The 13,977-nt window shown below is 67.0% G+C and carries 12 protein-coding genes and 1 riboswitch; of the genes, 7 read left to right on the top strand and 5 right to left on the bottom strand.

The features are described 5' to 3' along the window. Positions 1 to 14 precede the first annotated feature (14 nt). From VM621_RS16960 to fusA, 4 genes are all read right to left on the bottom strand, one after another. The gene (locus VM621_RS16960; RefSeq protein WP_325470144.1) at positions 15 to 353 is read right to left on the bottom strand and encodes a hypothetical protein; all 339 of its coding nucleotides are present in this window, start codon (positions 351 to 353) and stop codon (positions 15 to 17) included. Next, positions 350 to 910 (bottom strand): molybdenum cofactor guanylyltransferase, encoded by a 561-nt coding sequence (gene mobA / locus VM621_RS16955; protein ID WP_325470143.1) that lies wholly within the window; start codon positions 908 to 910, stop codon positions 350 to 352. The genes VM621_RS16960 and mobA overlap by 4 nt, the downstream gene beginning before the upstream one ends. Beyond that, positions 880 to 2,076, bottom strand: a complete 1,197-nt coding sequence (locus tag VM621_RS16950; RefSeq protein ID WP_325470142.1) for a molybdopterin molybdotransferase MoeA — start codon at positions 2,074 to 2,076, stop codon at positions 880 to 882. The genes mobA and VM621_RS16950 overlap by 31 nt, the downstream gene beginning before the upstream one ends. 398 nt (positions 2,077 to 2,474) lie before the next feature. Next, positions 2,475 to 4,550, bottom strand: coding sequence for an elongation factor G (gene fusA / locus VM621_RS16945; protein WP_325470141.1), 2,076 nt, complete (start codon positions 4,548 to 4,550; stop codon positions 2,475 to 2,477). A gap of 532 nt (positions 4,551 to 5,082) precedes the next feature. Here fusA and VM621_RS16940 point away from each other — a divergent pair. Genes VM621_RS16940 through VM621_RS16930 form a run of 3 tightly spaced genes read left to right on the top strand, consistent with a single transcriptional unit; the run spans position 5,083 to position 7,393 of the window. Then, positions 5,083 to 6,063 carry an aldo/keto reductase gene (locus tag VM621_RS16940; RefSeq protein ID WP_325470140.1) on the top strand — a complete coding sequence of 327 codons (981 nt, stop codon included), beginning with the start codon at positions 5,083 to 5,085 and terminating at the stop codon, positions 6,061 to 6,063. Between the two features lie 40 nt (positions 6,064 to 6,103). Further along, a complete protein-coding gene (locus VM621_RS16935) occupies positions 6,104 to 6,529 on the top strand; it encodes a MarR family winged helix-turn-helix transcriptional regulator (RefSeq protein ID WP_325470139.1) in 426 nt (141 codons plus the stop codon). Between the two features lie 51 nt (positions 6,530 to 6,580). After that, the gene (locus VM621_RS16930; protein ID WP_325470138.1) at positions 6,581 to 7,393 is read left to right on the top strand and encodes an SDR family oxidoreductase; all 813 of its coding nucleotides are present in this window, start codon (positions 6,581 to 6,583) and stop codon (positions 7,391 to 7,393) included. Between the two features lie 32 nt (positions 7,394 to 7,425). Here VM621_RS16930 and VM621_RS16925 read toward each other — a convergent pair whose 3' ends face one another. After that, positions 7,426 to 8,706 (bottom strand): glycosyltransferase, encoded by a 1,281-nt coding sequence (locus VM621_RS16925; protein WP_325470137.1) that lies wholly within the window; start codon positions 8,704 to 8,706, stop codon positions 7,426 to 7,428. Between the two features lie 88 nt (positions 8,707 to 8,794). Next, positions 8,795 to 9,012, top strand: a riboswitch (cobalamin riboswitch). Between the two features lie 195 nt (positions 9,013 to 9,207). On the opposite strand from VM621_RS16925, the gene metE reads away from it, so the two are divergent. The 4 genes from metE to metK form a co-directional block, all read left to right on the top strand. Then, positions 9,208 to 11,499, top strand: a complete 2,292-nt coding sequence (gene metE / locus VM621_RS16920) for a 5-methyltetrahydropteroyltriglutamate--homocysteine S-methyltransferase (RefSeq protein ID WP_325470136.1) — start codon at positions 9,208 to 9,210, stop codon at positions 11,497 to 11,499. A 186-nt stretch (positions 11,500 to 11,685) separates the two neighbouring features. Beyond that, complete coding sequence (locus VM621_RS16915; protein ID WP_325470135.1) at positions 11,686 to 12,051, top strand: hypothetical protein; 366 nt, start codon at positions 11,686 to 11,688, stop codon at positions 12,049 to 12,051. 314 nt (positions 12,052 to 12,365) lie between these two features. Continuing rightward, positions 12,366 to 12,686 carry a hypothetical protein gene (locus tag VM621_RS16910; RefSeq protein WP_325470134.1) on the top strand — a complete coding sequence of 107 codons (321 nt, stop codon included), beginning with the start codon at positions 12,366 to 12,368 and terminating at the stop codon, positions 12,684 to 12,686. A 271-nt stretch (positions 12,687 to 12,957) separates the two neighbouring features. Beyond that, positions 12,958 to 13,977 (top strand): methionine adenosyltransferase (gene metK, locus VM621_RS16905; RefSeq protein ID WP_325470133.1); only part of this gene is annotated, 1,020 nt, incomplete at its 3' end.

Below are 13,977 nucleotides of genomic sequence, written 5' to 3'. Positions count from 1 at the left end.
GCGCCGCGAGCGCCTCAGTTGCGTCGACGGCGCAGGCTGTCCTTGACGTCGACATCGAAACGCACCGTGGTGGCGACCGTGTCGTGCCCCGGGATATCGAAGACAAGGCCGTCCTTGCTGGGCAGGCGCGACTGCAGTGCGGACAGTTCGCTCACCGGCACCTTCAGGCGCCATTCGTGGGCATTGCCTTCGAGCGTGCATGAGGGCGCATCGGTGGCGTCGACCGAATAACGCATGACGAAGGCCTTGCCGAAGGCGGTCGAGCCCAGCAGGGCGACGTTGCCGAGCAGTTCGCCCAGTTCGTCCTCGTCGATTCGGACGCGGACCGTGTCGTTCTCCAGCTGTACCCTCATGCGTTCGCCTCGCGCCATTCGTCAGGGGTGTTGCAGTTGGCCAGGAGCAACGGATCCAGGCCGTCCAGCGGCAGTGTGGTCGCGCCGACGCGCGCCTGCAAGGCGGAGACCGAGCGATCGCGTCCCGTCGCCGTCATCAGCGTGGCGAGCGCGTCGCGCGTGCCGGCGTCGAGGGTGATCCGCATCGGCAGGGGATGACCCGCCCAGCGCGTTGCCGATAACGTGCGCTCCGCCAGCAGGGGCAGGAGCACCGCGGGGCCAAGCTTCGGCATGTCCACGGGCACCACGAGCAACTCGCCGTCGGGAAGGACCTCCGCGGCACTGGCCATGCCACCGACGGGACCCGCGTGCGGCCATCGATCCGGAACACCGCCCGGACGCGAACCACTGACCGCCACGAGTCCGGCGCCGAGGTTGCGCAGGATGGATGCCGTGCGCCGGAGCATCGTCACGCCATCGATCGCCAGCAGCGCCTTGTCCTCGCCCATGCGCGACGACAAGCCGCCGGCGAGGATCAGGCCGACGATCATGCTGCGTCCGTGGGATCGAGCGGCCATGCGTCGACGACCTCCGTGTAACTATCGGTCGCGGACAGCCAGACGTTGGCGCGCGTATACGGCAGGATGCGATACGCGGCCTGCGCAGGGGTCATGCGCGCGACCGGAAGACCGGACTCGTCGTGAAAGAGCTCGCCCAGACCGAAATGCTGCATGCCCTCACGTACGTCCGGCACGGCGTCCAGGCGCGCGCGAAAAGGCCGCTCCGGTGGCAATCCCGCCATCGCCCGCAGGATCGGGGCGACGAAAAATCGATAGCCCACCGCCACGGCGATCGGGTTGCCCGGCAAGGCAACGACAAGCGGCCCATGGTCGAAGCGTGCGGCGAGCAAGGGTTTGCCGGGTCGGATGGCGACCTTGTGGAAGAGTTCGCGGGCGCCAAGAGCGCAGAGCGCGGCAGGGACAAAGTCGAAGCGGCCTGCCGAGACCGCGCCGGTGGTGACGATCAGGTCGGCATGTCGCGCCAGCGCATCGCGGACGGCGATATGAAAGGCCTCGCCATGATCGGGCACCCGCGTGCGTCCAACGAGCTCCGCACCCCAGCGGGAAAGACTCGCCGCGAGGAAGGGTCCGTTCGAATCATGGATGCCGGCAAGGGGCAACGGCCCGCCGTCGTTGAGCTCGCTGCCGGTGTTGACGATGGCGACACGCGGCCGGCGCAGCACATCGATGCGATCGACGCCGAGCGCGGCGAGCAGCATGATCGCCGCCGGATCGACGCACCGCCCTGCGGGCAAGGCCACTTCGCCCGCTCGTATGTCGCTGCCTGCGTGGCGCACGTTCTGGCCGCGTCGTTCTTCCACGGTGAAGCGCACACGATCGCCATGGCGTTCCGTGCGCTCCACGGGGACGACGGTGTCGAAGCCCGCGGGCATGCGCGCACCAGTGGCGATCTCGCATGCCTCCGCGTCGGGGTAATCATAGGTGTCGTCGCCCGCCGCATGCATGGCGGCGATGGCGTAGGTCGAATCCGCGGGAAGCGTCTCGCCGTTCGCACGGACGGCGTAACCGTCCATGGCGGCATTGTCGAAGCCGGGTAACGCGTGCGGACTGACGATGTCGCGTGCGAGGAAACGGTCCGATGCGAACGCAAGGTCGACGCGCTCGCTATCGAGAGCGGCGGCTTCGCCCAGCAACCGGGCAAGGGCATCGGGGTAGGAGATCATGGGCGAAGCGTAACCCGGCAGCGTGGTGCCGGATAGCAGCCGCTTTGGCGGCAATGGGCTCGTGTCGCCAGCACCCATCGCCGATGAATCGGCTCCCACAGTACAGCCGGAGTGCCGTGATGCTGCTCCATGCTCCTGTGGGAGCCTGCCACCTACCACCTACCTACCTGCTACCTGCTACTTGCTACTTGCTACTTGCTACTTGCTACTTGCTACCTGCTACTTGCCACCTGCTACCTGCTACTTGCCACTTGCCACTTGCCACTTGCCACTTGCTACCTGCTACTTGCCACCTGCTACTTGCCACCTGCCACCTGCCACCTGCTACTTGCTACTTGCCACTTGCCACCTGCCACCTGCCACCTGCCCCCTGTGGGAGCCGCTTCAGCGGCGATGCCTTACGCGCTCCTGCGCGACGCCTCCTGCACCGCTGCCGGCCGGTAAGCGTGGAAGGCGACCGTCGCCGAGGCGCGTCCCTGGCTGAGGGAGCGCAACGCCGTGCTGTAGCCTTCCAGTTGAGCGAGCGGAACATCGGCTTCGATCTCCGTGCGCTCCTGCGTGTCGGTCAGGTTGACGATCTGCCCGCCACGACGCTGCAGGTCGCCCAGCAGGTCGCCCACCGCCGAACCCGGCGAACTCACCGAGACGCGCATCACCGGCTCCAGCAGCACCGTACCGGTCGCTTCGAGCGCGGCCTTCACGCCGAGCTGCGCGGCACGATGGAAAGCCATCTCGTTGGAGTCCACCGCATGCGCCTGGCCGTCCGTGACCACGACATGGGCACCGACCACGGGGTAACCGCGCGGACCTTCGAGCAGGGCCGACAACGCCCCTTTCTCCACCGCCGGTTGGAACGGCTTCGGAATGACGCCACCGGTGGTCTTGTCCTCGAAGCGGTTGCTGTCCTCGCCGGTCGGCGTGACCGAAAGCACCACCCGTGCATACTGGCCACTGCCGCCCGTCTGTTTGGCCAGTTTGCCTTCCACCGGGCCCGAGGCCGACGCCGGCGTTTCCTGATAGGCCACGCGCGGCGAACCGGTGCGCACTTGCACACCCCACTCGCGACGCAGGCGCTCCACCATCACTTCCAGATGGAGTTCGCCCATGCCCCAGACCAGCGTCTCGCCGGTATCCGGATCCGTGCCCACGCGGAAGGACGGATCCTCCTGCGCGAGGCGCGCGAGCCCGTTGCCGAGCTTGAGCAGGTCGGCAGAGCGTTCGGGCGAGAGTCGCCACGAGAGCACCGCTGGCTGCGCCTGGATCGTTTCCAGGCGCAGTGGATGATGCGAATCGGCAAGCGTTTCGCCGGTAGCGACATCCTTCCAGCCGGCAATCGCGACGATGTCACCCGCTTCGGCAGCCTCGACCGCCTCGGTGTCTTCGGCGCGCACGACGGCAAGACGGCCGACGCGCTGCACGCGATCCGTGCCACTGCGCCATACCGCATCGCCCACGTGCAGGCGGCCCGAGTACACGCGCACGAAAGCCAGCGGACCATGCGCCTGGTTGACCACCTTGAAGACGAGCGCGGCCAGCGGCGCATTCGCGTCGGGCGCGACCATGACGTCGCCCTTGTCGGTATGCGCGACCACGGCGGGACGATCCAGTGGCGACGGCAGGTAGGCGATGAAGGCGTCGAGCAAGGGTTCGATACCGACATTGCGGAACGCCGAGCCCGGCAACACCGGGGAACCGGCGCGCGCCAGCGTGCCACGACGCAAGGCAGCGGTGAGCGTGGCCGCGTCGATCGTCTGATCGGCGAGCCAGAGTTCGGCCAGCGTTTCGTCACGGTCCGCCACCGCGGCGACGAGGTCGGCACGCGCTTCCGCGTGGGCGGCGCGTTCGGCGTCATCCCAGGGATGGATGCTCGGCACACCGGCATCGTCGAAGCGCCAGATGCGCTCGCCGACGAGGTCGACCAGACCGGTCATGTGTTCGCCTTCGACGATCGGACGCGCGACCACCCACGGATTCGCGCCGAGCTTGTCGCGCATCTGCGCGACGACGGCATCGAAGTCCGCGCCAGGGCGATCCATCTTGTTGACGAAGGCCATCAGCGGCACGCCATGGCGACGCGCCTGGTGCCAGACGGTTTCCGATTGCGGCTGCACGCCGGCAACGCCCGAGAACACGGTCACGGCGCCGTCGAGCACGCGCAGCGAACGCTCCACTTCGATGGCGAAGTCGATGTGGCCAGGGGTATCGATCAGGGTCAGGCGGTGGGGCTGGCCGCCTTCGGGCGTCCAGTTGGCGCGCACGGCCGCGGCGCCGATCGTGATACCACGCTCGCGCTCGAGTTCCATGTGATCGGTGGTGGTGGCGCCGTCGTGCACTTCACCGGTGCGATGAATCGTGCCGGTCTTGTAGAGCAGACGCTCTGTGAGCGTGGTCTTGCCGGCATCGACGTGCGCAATGATGCCGAGGTTGCGCCAACGGCCGACGGGGATGCTGCTTTCGCGAATGGTGGTACTCATGGCTAACGGTTCCTGATGGGGTCGCCAGGGGCTCGATGCATTCGTCGAGCGAGGCACTCCCCGATCCTGTTACCGCCGCCCCTGGCTGAGCGGGACGGTCAGGATCGAGGGTCGCGGCTGATCTTCATGGCACGTTTCTCCGGCAGGGACTTGCAGATTTCGAGACAAAAAAAAGCACCCTTGCGGGTGCTGTCGGTGTTCTTCGAGGCCAGGGTGCCGTTACGTGAACGACACTCCGCCAGGCATGGGACGCGCGCACCCGCGACGCGCCCATGGGGCGATCGGTGTGACGGACATCAAATCATGCTTGCAGCGGAACATGGCCGGGCTCTCTTGGTGAGGGGCAAATGCTACGCCTGGCCGGTGAGGGCCGGCAAGGGCGTCGCGTCTTTGCTGCACGCTAAGTTAGGGAGGCTGTGGCAGGTTTCAAGGGGGCGCTTCGCAGGAGGCGCCCGGGCGAGATTAACGAAGTTTCATTTCACCCACCCGCTTTAGGGATCACACTTCCGGGCAGTCCTCACCGGAGTTCCCCATGCGCTACGTGAAACTCGGCCGTACCGGCCTCGACATTTCCCCGCTGGTCCTGGGTTGCATGACTTACGGCGTGCCCGAGCGCGGCAACCACGCGTGGACACTGGACGAAGAAAGCAGCCGGCCCTTCATTCGCAAAGCGCTGGACCTGGGCATCAACTTCTTCGATACCGCGAACGCCTACTCGGACGGCACGTCGGAAGAAATCGTCGGTCGGGCCCTGAAGGACTTCGCGCGGCGGGACGAAGTCGTGATCGCCACGAAGACGTTCTTCCACTGGCGCAAGGGACCGAACGGCGGCGGCCTGTCGCGCAAGGCGATCTTCCACTCCGTGGACGACAGCCTCTCGCGGCTGGGCACGGATTACATCGACCTCTTGCAGATCCACCGCGCGGATCACACCACGCCGGTCGAGGAGACCCTGGAAGCGCTGCACGACGTGGTGAAGGCCGGCAAGGTGCGTTATCTCGGCGCGTCGTCGATGTACGCATGGCAGTTCGCGAAGATGGTCTACACCTCCCGGCTACATGGATGGACCGAGTTCGCCAGCATGCAGGACCACTACAACCTGCTCCAGCGCGAAGAGGAGCGCGAGATGATCCCGTTCTGCGAAGACCAGGGCATCGCCGTACTGCCGTGGAGCCCGCTTGCGCGCGGACGCCTCACCCGCGACTGGGACGTGAGCAGCACGCGGCAGGAGAGCGACGTCTTCGGGCGCACGCTGTACAACGCGACCGAGGACTCGGACCGGGCCATCGTCGAGGCGGTGAAGAAAGTCGCCGAGCAGCGCGGCGTACCGCGCGCGCAGGTGGCCCTGTCCTGGGTTGCGCATCGTGCCGGTGTCACCGCGCCGATCGTCGGCGCCTCGAAGCCACACCACCTGGACGACGCCGTCGCCGCGATCGACCTCGTGCTGTCCGCTGAAGAGACGGCGACGCTGGAGAGCGCCTACGGCCCCCACCCCGTGGCCGGCTTCGAGTAGCCGCTTGACATGTGTGCGTATGCACGATCATGATGTGCCCATGGCTACCCGCAACGACTTCTGCAACTGCTTCGCCGCCCGTCAGGCGGCGCGAGCATTGACCCGTTCGTACGAGCGCCATCTGGCACCCAGTGGCCTGACCAGTTCGCAGTTCTCGATTCTGGTGGCGCTCGAGGACCGACCGGGAATCGGCATGCGCGATCTGGCCGAGGAAATGGTCATGGACCGGACCAGTCTGGTCCGCGCGCTCAAGCCCCTGCAGCGCGATGGTCTGGTCGCCGTTGCCGCTTCGGCCGAGGATCCACGGCAGAACGTCTACGTGCTCACCCCCGCCGGCTTGGCGAAGTCTGCCCAGGCGGGCGAACTGTGGGCGCAAGCCCAGACCGAATTCGTTACGAAGTTCGGCGGCGAATCCGCCGCCGAGGCGGCGCGCCAAGCCTTTCATCGCATGGGCCAGATGGGCTGACCTTTTTTTGTCTGCAATAGTGCATACACACACAATCTAGGAAACACGATCATGAGCACAAAGACGTTCGGAACAGCACTCGTTACTGGCGCCTCCTCCGGCATCGGCGCCGTCTACGCCGACCGGCTCGCGCGTCGGGGCTACGATCTGATCCTCGTCGCGCGTAGCAAGGACAAGCTGGACGCGCTGGCGAAGCACATCGCGAAGTCCACCGGCCGCGACGTCCGTATCCTTGCCGCCGACCTCACGCTCGATGTCGACCTCCGGCGCGTCGAGCAGCTGATCGGTGAAGTCACCGACCTCACCTTGCTGGTCAACAACGCCGGGGTCGGCGCGACGGCGCCGCTGCTGCAAGCGGATGTCGGCAAGATGACCGACCTCATCGCCCTCAACGTGACCGCACCGACGCGCCTGGCGTACGCGGCCGTCCCGGGCTTCGTCGCGCGCGGCAACGGCGCGGTCGTCAACATCTCCTCCATCGTCGCGATCGCGCCGGAGCTGCTGAACGGCGTGTACGGCGGCAGCAAGGCGTTCGTCCTGGCCCTGACCCAGTCGATGCACCATGAGCTGGCCGACAAGGGCGTCAAGGTGCAGGCCGTGTTGCCGGGTGCTACCGCGACGGACTTCTGGCCGGTCGCCGGCTCGGCGGTCGAGAACCTGCCGAAGGACTGGGTGATGAGCGCCGAGGACATGGTCGATGCATCGCTCGCCGGTTTCGATGCGGGTGAGCTGGTGACGATTCCCTCCGTGGAGACGACGGCGCTGGTCGACGGGCTGGAAGCCGCGCGGCGCGCGCTGTTCCCGGAGCTGTCGAAGTCGGTGCCGGCATCGCGGTATGGCGTCGAGACCAACGTCGCGGCGTGATCGCGGGGCGTCGTCGCTCGGCAGGCGTCGCCTCAGCGCCGGGCGATCGCCTGTTCGATCCCATCCGCGGCGACGCGCGCGCCGTGCTCCGCACGAATCACCACAGCGGCGCGCCGGGCTCGCGCCGCCACACCGTCATCACTCAGCAGAGCGCGCAGCTTCGTTGCGGCCATGTCGGCGCGATAGCGCGCCGCCGGCAACACATCGCCCACGCCAAGGCGAACCACGCGCGCCGCGTTGTCCGGTTGATCGAAGCCGTGTGGCACGACCAACTGCGGACAGCCGGCACGCAGCGCTTCCTGCGTGGTCCCGATGCCGCCGTGATGGACGACCGCTGCCGCGCGTGCGAACAAGGCGCCATGCGGCGCATAGTCGGCCGCGAACACGCCGGCAGGCAGCAGGGCAGGCAGGCGCGCACGCATCTCCGGTGAGCCTGTCAGCAAGACCGCGCGTCGATTCAGGGCCGTCGTGGCCGCGATGCTCTCGTGCAGAAAGGTCTCGCCGGCATGCACCGCGGCCGAGCCCAGCGTGAACACCAGCGGTGCGTCGCCGGCGTCGAGAAACCCCGCGAGTTCGGCGGCAAGCACATCGGCGGACGGCGTGTAGCGGCAATACCCGGTCACCACGGTGTGCGCGGGCGCATCCTGTGGCGGCCGCCCCAGCAGCGGCGAATACATCGCCAGCACGCCGTCACGCGCGTGTTGGCCGCGATGGAACGGATCGCCCCATACGGACACCGGTGCCAGCCCCAACGATTGCCGGAAGCGGCGCACCGCCTGGGTCCACGGCGACGTGACGGTCTCGCCGATACGGCGCACCCAGGCTCCCCGTCGGGGCGACGAACGCAGGAAGCGGTCCAGCCCGTCGATGCCGGTCGCGGGCGGATCGAAGGCCGAAAGGAAGACGGCTGGCGATAGCGCCGCCGACAGCCACGCGATACGCCGCGTCTCGCCGAGAATCTGCCCGGCGAAGGCCAGGGTGGAGGTCACGATGGCGTCGGCATCGACACAGACCGGTGCCAGCGCCGCGTAGCTGCTGGCGACGTCGGCGGCGGCGAGGTCGCGGACGACGAAACGCGGTCCGCGCCAGGGGTGGAAGGCGCGTGCGGCGAACGCCGCCTTGTCCTCGGGCTCGGCGATGCCGCTGGCCAGCACGAAGTCGAGGCCGGCCTCCGCCACCGCACCACGATGGATGCCGTGGGCGCCGATGGTGACGCGATACCCCCGCTGGCCCAGTTCCCGGCCGACGGCGAGAAAAGGAAACAGGTCGCCCTGCGAACCGACGGTCGCCATCACGATATGCCTTCCGCTCATGCCGCGCTCCTTGGTGTGGTTCCATCCTCGCCGCCCGGATGTCGAGGCGATGCATCGTCGCCGATTGACTTTGGGCGTCCATACGGCTAATTTTCCGCCCGTCAGCGGTCTTTATCTCTTTATTCGAATAGAAAGATAAAGCGAAGAGGGAAGCCGGTGGGAATCCGGCGCTGCCCCGCAGCGGTATGTGGAGACGACCCCGTCACAGGCACTGGATCGATCGGATCCGGGAAGCGACGAGCAAGGCGGCACCGGCCAGGTGCCACATCCACGAGCCCGAAGACCTGCCGCCGACCGGAACGAACGCGCCGTCATGGGCGCGGGCGCTCCGTCCGACCTGGACAGCCGCCTTGCCAAGGGCGGCCTCCGGTTCGCCCGCGGGGGCGAAGGTCGACGGCTAGCCGCATGACGCCCTCCTGCCTGCCGCGCTCGCCGCGGTAGCCCGCGTGCGTTCGCGTCCAGCCGCCCTTCCCTCCTCTTTGCCACGAAGAGGAATCATCCATGCCACACGTAACTTACCCGGGCTTCCCCCGCATCGGCCGACGCCGCGAACTCAAGCGCGCCCTCGAGAGCCACTGGAAGGGAGAAACCCAGGCCGACGAGCTGCTAGCGGTCGCCCGCGAACTGCGCCAGCGTCATTGGAAGCTCGCCCGCGACGCCGGGGCGGACAGCGTCCCGGTGAACGACTTCTCCCTCTACGACCATGTGCTCGACGCCGCCGTGTCGGTCGACGCGATCCCGGCGCGCTACCGCGAACTCACCCGCCACAACGCCCTTGCCGGCTACTTCGCCATGGCCCGCGGCCACCAGGACGGCAAGGTCGACCTGCATGCCTTGGAGATGACCAAGTGGTTCGACACGAACTATCACTACATCGTGCCGGAACTCGAGGCGGGACAAGCCTTTGCTGCCCATCCGGAAAAAGTGGTCGCCGAATACCGTGAGGCCGTCGCCGCCGGGCATGTCGCCCGCCCCGTCCTGCTGGGCCCGGTCAGTTTCCTGCGTCTGTCGAAGACCGTCGACGGCAGCGATCCGCTGGCTCTGCTCGATGCCCTGCTGCCGGCATGGCTCGGCGTGGTGGACGCCCTCGCGGATGTCGGTGCCGACTGGGTGCAGGTGGACGAACCCACCCTCGTGCTCGACCTGGACGCGCCTTGGCGCGAGGCCTTCCGGCGCAGCTACGCGGCCATCGCCGCGCACGGTCGCGTTCGTGTGCTGCTGGCCACCTACTTCGGCGAGCTCGGCGCCAACCTCGAGCTGGCCGCGGCGCTGCCGGTCGCCGGCCTGCACGTGGATCTCGCCCGCGCGCCCGAGCAGTTGGATGCCGTGCTCGACGCGCTGCCCACCGACCGCGTGCTTTCCGCCGGCGTGCTGGACGGCCGTAACATCTGGCTGAGCGATCCGGCGACGGTCCTTCCGCGCGTGGACCGCCTGCTCGCTCGTCTCGGCGACGATCGCTTGTGGTTGTCGACCTCCTGCTCGCTGCTTCACGTGCCGATCGATCTTGCCGAAGAGAAGCACCTGCCTGCCCACCTCGCCGGGTGGCTGTCGTTCGCACGGCAGAAGATCGCCGAACTGCGTCGCTATGCCGATGCGGTCGCCGGCCATGAGGCCGCGCAGAAAACCCTGACCCGCCAGCATGAGGTCGTGGCCAGCCGGCAGACCTCCGGGGATGTCGTCCGTGCCGATGTGCGCGCCCGGGTGCGCCAGCTCACGCCACAGTTCGGCCAGCGTCGCTCCGCCTTTGCCTTCCGCGCCGCCGTTCAGCGTGAGCGATACGACCTGCCCGACCTGCCGACAACCACCATTGGGTCGTTTCCACAGACCGACGACCTGCGTATCGCCCGCGCCGCGCATCGCTCGGGCAAGCTGGAAGACGATGCCTATACGGCCATGCTTCGGGATGAAGTCCGGCGTGTCGTGCGCTTCCAGGAAGATGCCGGCATCGACGTACTGGTCCACGGCGAGCCCGAGCGCAACGACATGGTCGAGTACTTCGGCGAGCAGCTCGCCGGCTATGCGTTCACTTCGCTCGGCTGGGTGCAAAGCTACGGCTCGCGTTGCGTCAAGCCGCCGATCATCTACGGCGACGTCGCGCGTCCCGCGCCGATGACCGTGGCATGGTCGACCTACGCCCAGTCGCTCACCGACAGGCCCATGAAGGGCATGCTGACCGGACCGGTGACGATGCTGCAATGGTCCTTCGTCCGCGACGACCTGCCGCGTTCGGAGGTGTGCCGGCAGATCGCCCTCGCCCTGCGCGACGAGGTCCACGACCTTGAGAAGGCAGGCATCGGCATCGTGCAGATCGACGAACCGGCACTACGCGAAGGCCTGCCGCTGCGTCGCGCCGACTGGGACGCCTACCTTGCCTGGGCGGTCGACGCTTTCCGCATCACGGCGGGCGGGGTCAGCGATGCCACCCAGGTACACACGCACATGTGCTACTCGGAGTTCAACGACATCATCGAGGCCGTCGCCGCGATGGATGCCGACGTGATCTCGATCGAGACCAGCCGCTCGCGCATGGAGCTGCTCGACGCCTTCACCCGCTTCCAGTACCCCAACGGCATCGGCCCCGGCGTCTACGACATCCACTCGCCGCGCGTGCCCACCCAGGCCGAAATGGCCGACCTGCTGGCCCGTGCCCTCCAGGTACTCCGTCCCGACCAGCTCTGGGTGAACCCCGACTGCGGCCTGAAGACCCGTGGCTGGCCCGAGGTATCCGAGGCCCTGAAGGGCATGGTCGCGGTGGCCAGGGCGGCCCGCGAGCGATTGGCCGCAACGGCCTGACACCAGGCGGCTCCCCCTGCGTGGGGGAGCCGCTTCCGTGGCGACGGCCGGCTTGCGTGCATGCACGCGCGTCGGCGTTGACTGACGCGCGTCCAAGTTAAAAACCTGGGCGTCGACCCACCTTTTTCTGACGGAGTAGCGGCGTACAAGCTCCTAACCTAAGCGCCCCATCGGAAGGAGCGTGACATGAGCAAGAAAGGATTCGCCGTGCTGCTTGCCCTCGCAAGCGCGCACGTCACGGCGGGAGAGCGCCAGTATGTGCATGACCTGGATCGCCGTTTCGACCAATACACCTGGGTCACCGCCCACAACGCGTTCAATACCTGGTTTCCTTTCCCTAACCAGAGCAAGAGCATTTCCCAGCAGCTGCTCGATGGCGTGCGCGGCTTGTCGCTGGACCTGCACGAATACCAGGGCAGGGTCAGGGCCTGCCACGGGTCATGCTTCCTTGTGGGCCAGCCCCTGGCCACGCACCTCAACGGCGAGATCGTGCCCTTCCTTCTCGCCGATCGCCAAGCGCTCGTCACCATCCATCTGGAGGATTACGTCTAACGCAGGCCGCTACACCCTCCCAGGCGGCGTGGCCACCATCCTGTCCTCAAGGAGCGGTACGACGGAAAACCACTGGGAGCTGGGCAAGACCATCTTCACGCACGATACGTCGTGCAAGAGCCGCTGGAGTGACACGTTGGCACCCGGGCAGGTGTCGTTCCCGGGAAAATCATGGCCCCGCCTGTTCGTCATGAACCATTTTCACGGCGTCGGCGAGCCCCAGCATTCAGCATGGCGATGCTTTCGAGCTTGCCGGCGTACTCAACCAAGGCGGCATCGTCCTCTACGAAGGCAACAAGGCGACCCAGGACATCGTGTGCGGCATCCCCGGCGGCGAGGCGGCCACCATCAACTTCAAGAGTGGAGACCGTCGGGGGTGCGAGAACGACGAAGCCCGCTCGGCTCGCCTGTTCGGGTTACCCGCCGGCACGACGTTCACCGTATTCGACTCACCCAATGGGAACTGGTCCGACGACTACACCACGGTTCGCGTCCTCAAGGACCTCAAGGGCCGCAGTGTGACGATTCCTTCGTTTCACACCTCGTACAGCAGTGGCGACATGGCCGTCCAGGCGCGATACCGAAATGGCCTGGACGGGAAAATCTCCCGTATCGTGGTCGTCCCTGCCCCCTAGACCCGCTGCCCGGCGTGCCGCCGTAGCCTGACTCCGCGGCCGCCAGGGGCGGCTTCAGCGCCGATCCTGCGCCAGCGCGGAACGGCCGGGTCGCCGCCGAAGTGCCTCCTGCCGGCCACCGCCCGGCAGCCCGCCAGGCCGCGGGCGCCTGAACGTCCATGCAATCGTAACCCCCCGGGCGTACCCTTCTTCCTGCAAAGCCGACAAAGGCCGTGTATCATGGCGCGCCCCCATTTATCTCTTTATCCGTAAAGAAGGATATATACCCACGATGAGCAACTTCCTCTTCACCTCCGAGTCGGTCTCCGAAGGCCATCCGGACAAAATCGCCGACCAGATCTCGGACGCCGTTCTGGACGCCATCCTGGCCCAGGATCCGCGCGCTCGCGTTGCCTGCGAGACGCTGGTGAAGACCGGCGTCGCCATCGTCGCGGGTGAGATCACCACCAGCGCCTGGATCGACCTCGAAGCGCTGACCCGCAAGGTCATCCTCGACATCGGCTACGACTCCTCGGAAGTCGGCTTCGACGGCGAGACCTGCGGCGTGCTGAACCTCATCGGCAAGCAGTCCCCGGATATCAACCAGGGCGTGGATCGCAAGAAGCCCGAAGAACAGGGCGCCGGCGACCAGGGCCTGATGTTCGGCTACGCCACGAACGAAACCACCGAATACATGCCGGCGGCGATCCACTACGCCCATCGCCTCGTCGAGCAGCAGACCAAGGTCCGCAAGAAGAAGAACTCGCCCCTGCCGTGGCTGCGCCCGGACGCGAAGAGCCAGGTCACCCTGCGCTACGAGAACGGCGAAGCCGTCGCCATCGACGCCGTCGTGCTGTCCACCCAGCACGATCCGGACGTGAAGCAGAAGGACCTGATCGAAGGTGTGCGCGAGCTGATCCTCAAGCCCGTGCTGCCGGCGAAGCTGCTGCACAAGGGCACCAAGTTCCACATCAACCCGACCGGCAAGTTCGTCATCGGCGGCCCGGTGGGCGATTGCGGCCTGACCGGTCGCAAGATCATCGTCGACACCTACGGCGGCTGGGCCCGTCACGGCGGCGGCGCGTTCTCCGGCAAGGATCCGTCCAAGGTCGACCGTTCGGCAGCCTACGCCGCGCGTTACGTCGCCAAGAACATCGTCGCGGCCGGCCTCGCCGACCGTTGCGAAATCCAGGTCAGCTACGCCATCGGCGTCGCCGAGCCGACCTCGATCTCGGTGACCACCTTCGGGACCGGCAAGATTCCCGACGAGAAGATCGAGAAGCTGATCCGCAAGCACTTCGACCTGCGCCCG

Origin of the sequence: Luteibacter sp. (assembly GCF_035539195.1) — a bacterium.
In the GTDB taxonomy this organism is placed as follows: domain Bacteria; phylum Pseudomonadota; class Gammaproteobacteria; order Xanthomonadales; family Rhodanobacteraceae; genus Luteibacter.
This window is presented reverse-complemented; position numbering and strand designations above follow the sequence as displayed.

Coding starts and splice junctions, on each gene's coding strand:
- VM621_RS16960 (WP_325470144.1), bottom strand. CDS start 353: ATGAGGGTACAGCTGGAGAACGACACGGTCCGCGTCCGAATCGACGAG.
- VM621_RS16930 (WP_325470138.1), top strand. CDS start 6,581: ATGAGCACAAAGACGTTCGGAACAGCACTCGTTACTGGCGCCTCCTCC.
- fusA (WP_325470141.1), bottom strand. CDS start 4,550: ATGAGTACCACCATTCGCGAAAGCAGCATCCCCGTCGGCCGTTGGCGC.
- VM621_RS16925 (WP_325470137.1), bottom strand. CDS start 8,706: ATGAGCGGAAGGCATATCGTGATGGCGACCGTCGGTTCGCAGGGCGAC.
- VM621_RS16940 (WP_325470140.1), top strand. CDS start 5,083: ATGCGCTACGTGAAACTCGGCCGTACCGGCCTCGACATTTCCCCGCTG.
- metE (WP_325470136.1), top strand. CDS start 9,208: ATGCCACACGTAACTTACCCGGGCTTCCCCCGCATCGGCCGACGCCGC.
- VM621_RS16915 (WP_325470135.1), top strand. CDS start 11,686: ATGAGCAAGAAAGGATTCGCCGTGCTGCTTGCCCTCGCAAGCGCGCAC.
- VM621_RS16950 (WP_325470142.1), bottom strand. CDS start 2,076: ATGATCTCCTACCCCGATGCCCTTGCCCGGTTGCTGGGCGAAGCCGCC.
- VM621_RS16935 (WP_325470139.1), top strand. CDS start 6,104: ATGGCTACCCGCAACGACTTCTGCAACTGCTTCGCCGCCCGTCAGGCG.
- mobA (WP_325470143.1), bottom strand. CDS start 910: ATGGCCGCTCGATCCCACGGACGCAGCATGATCGTCGGCCTGATCCTC.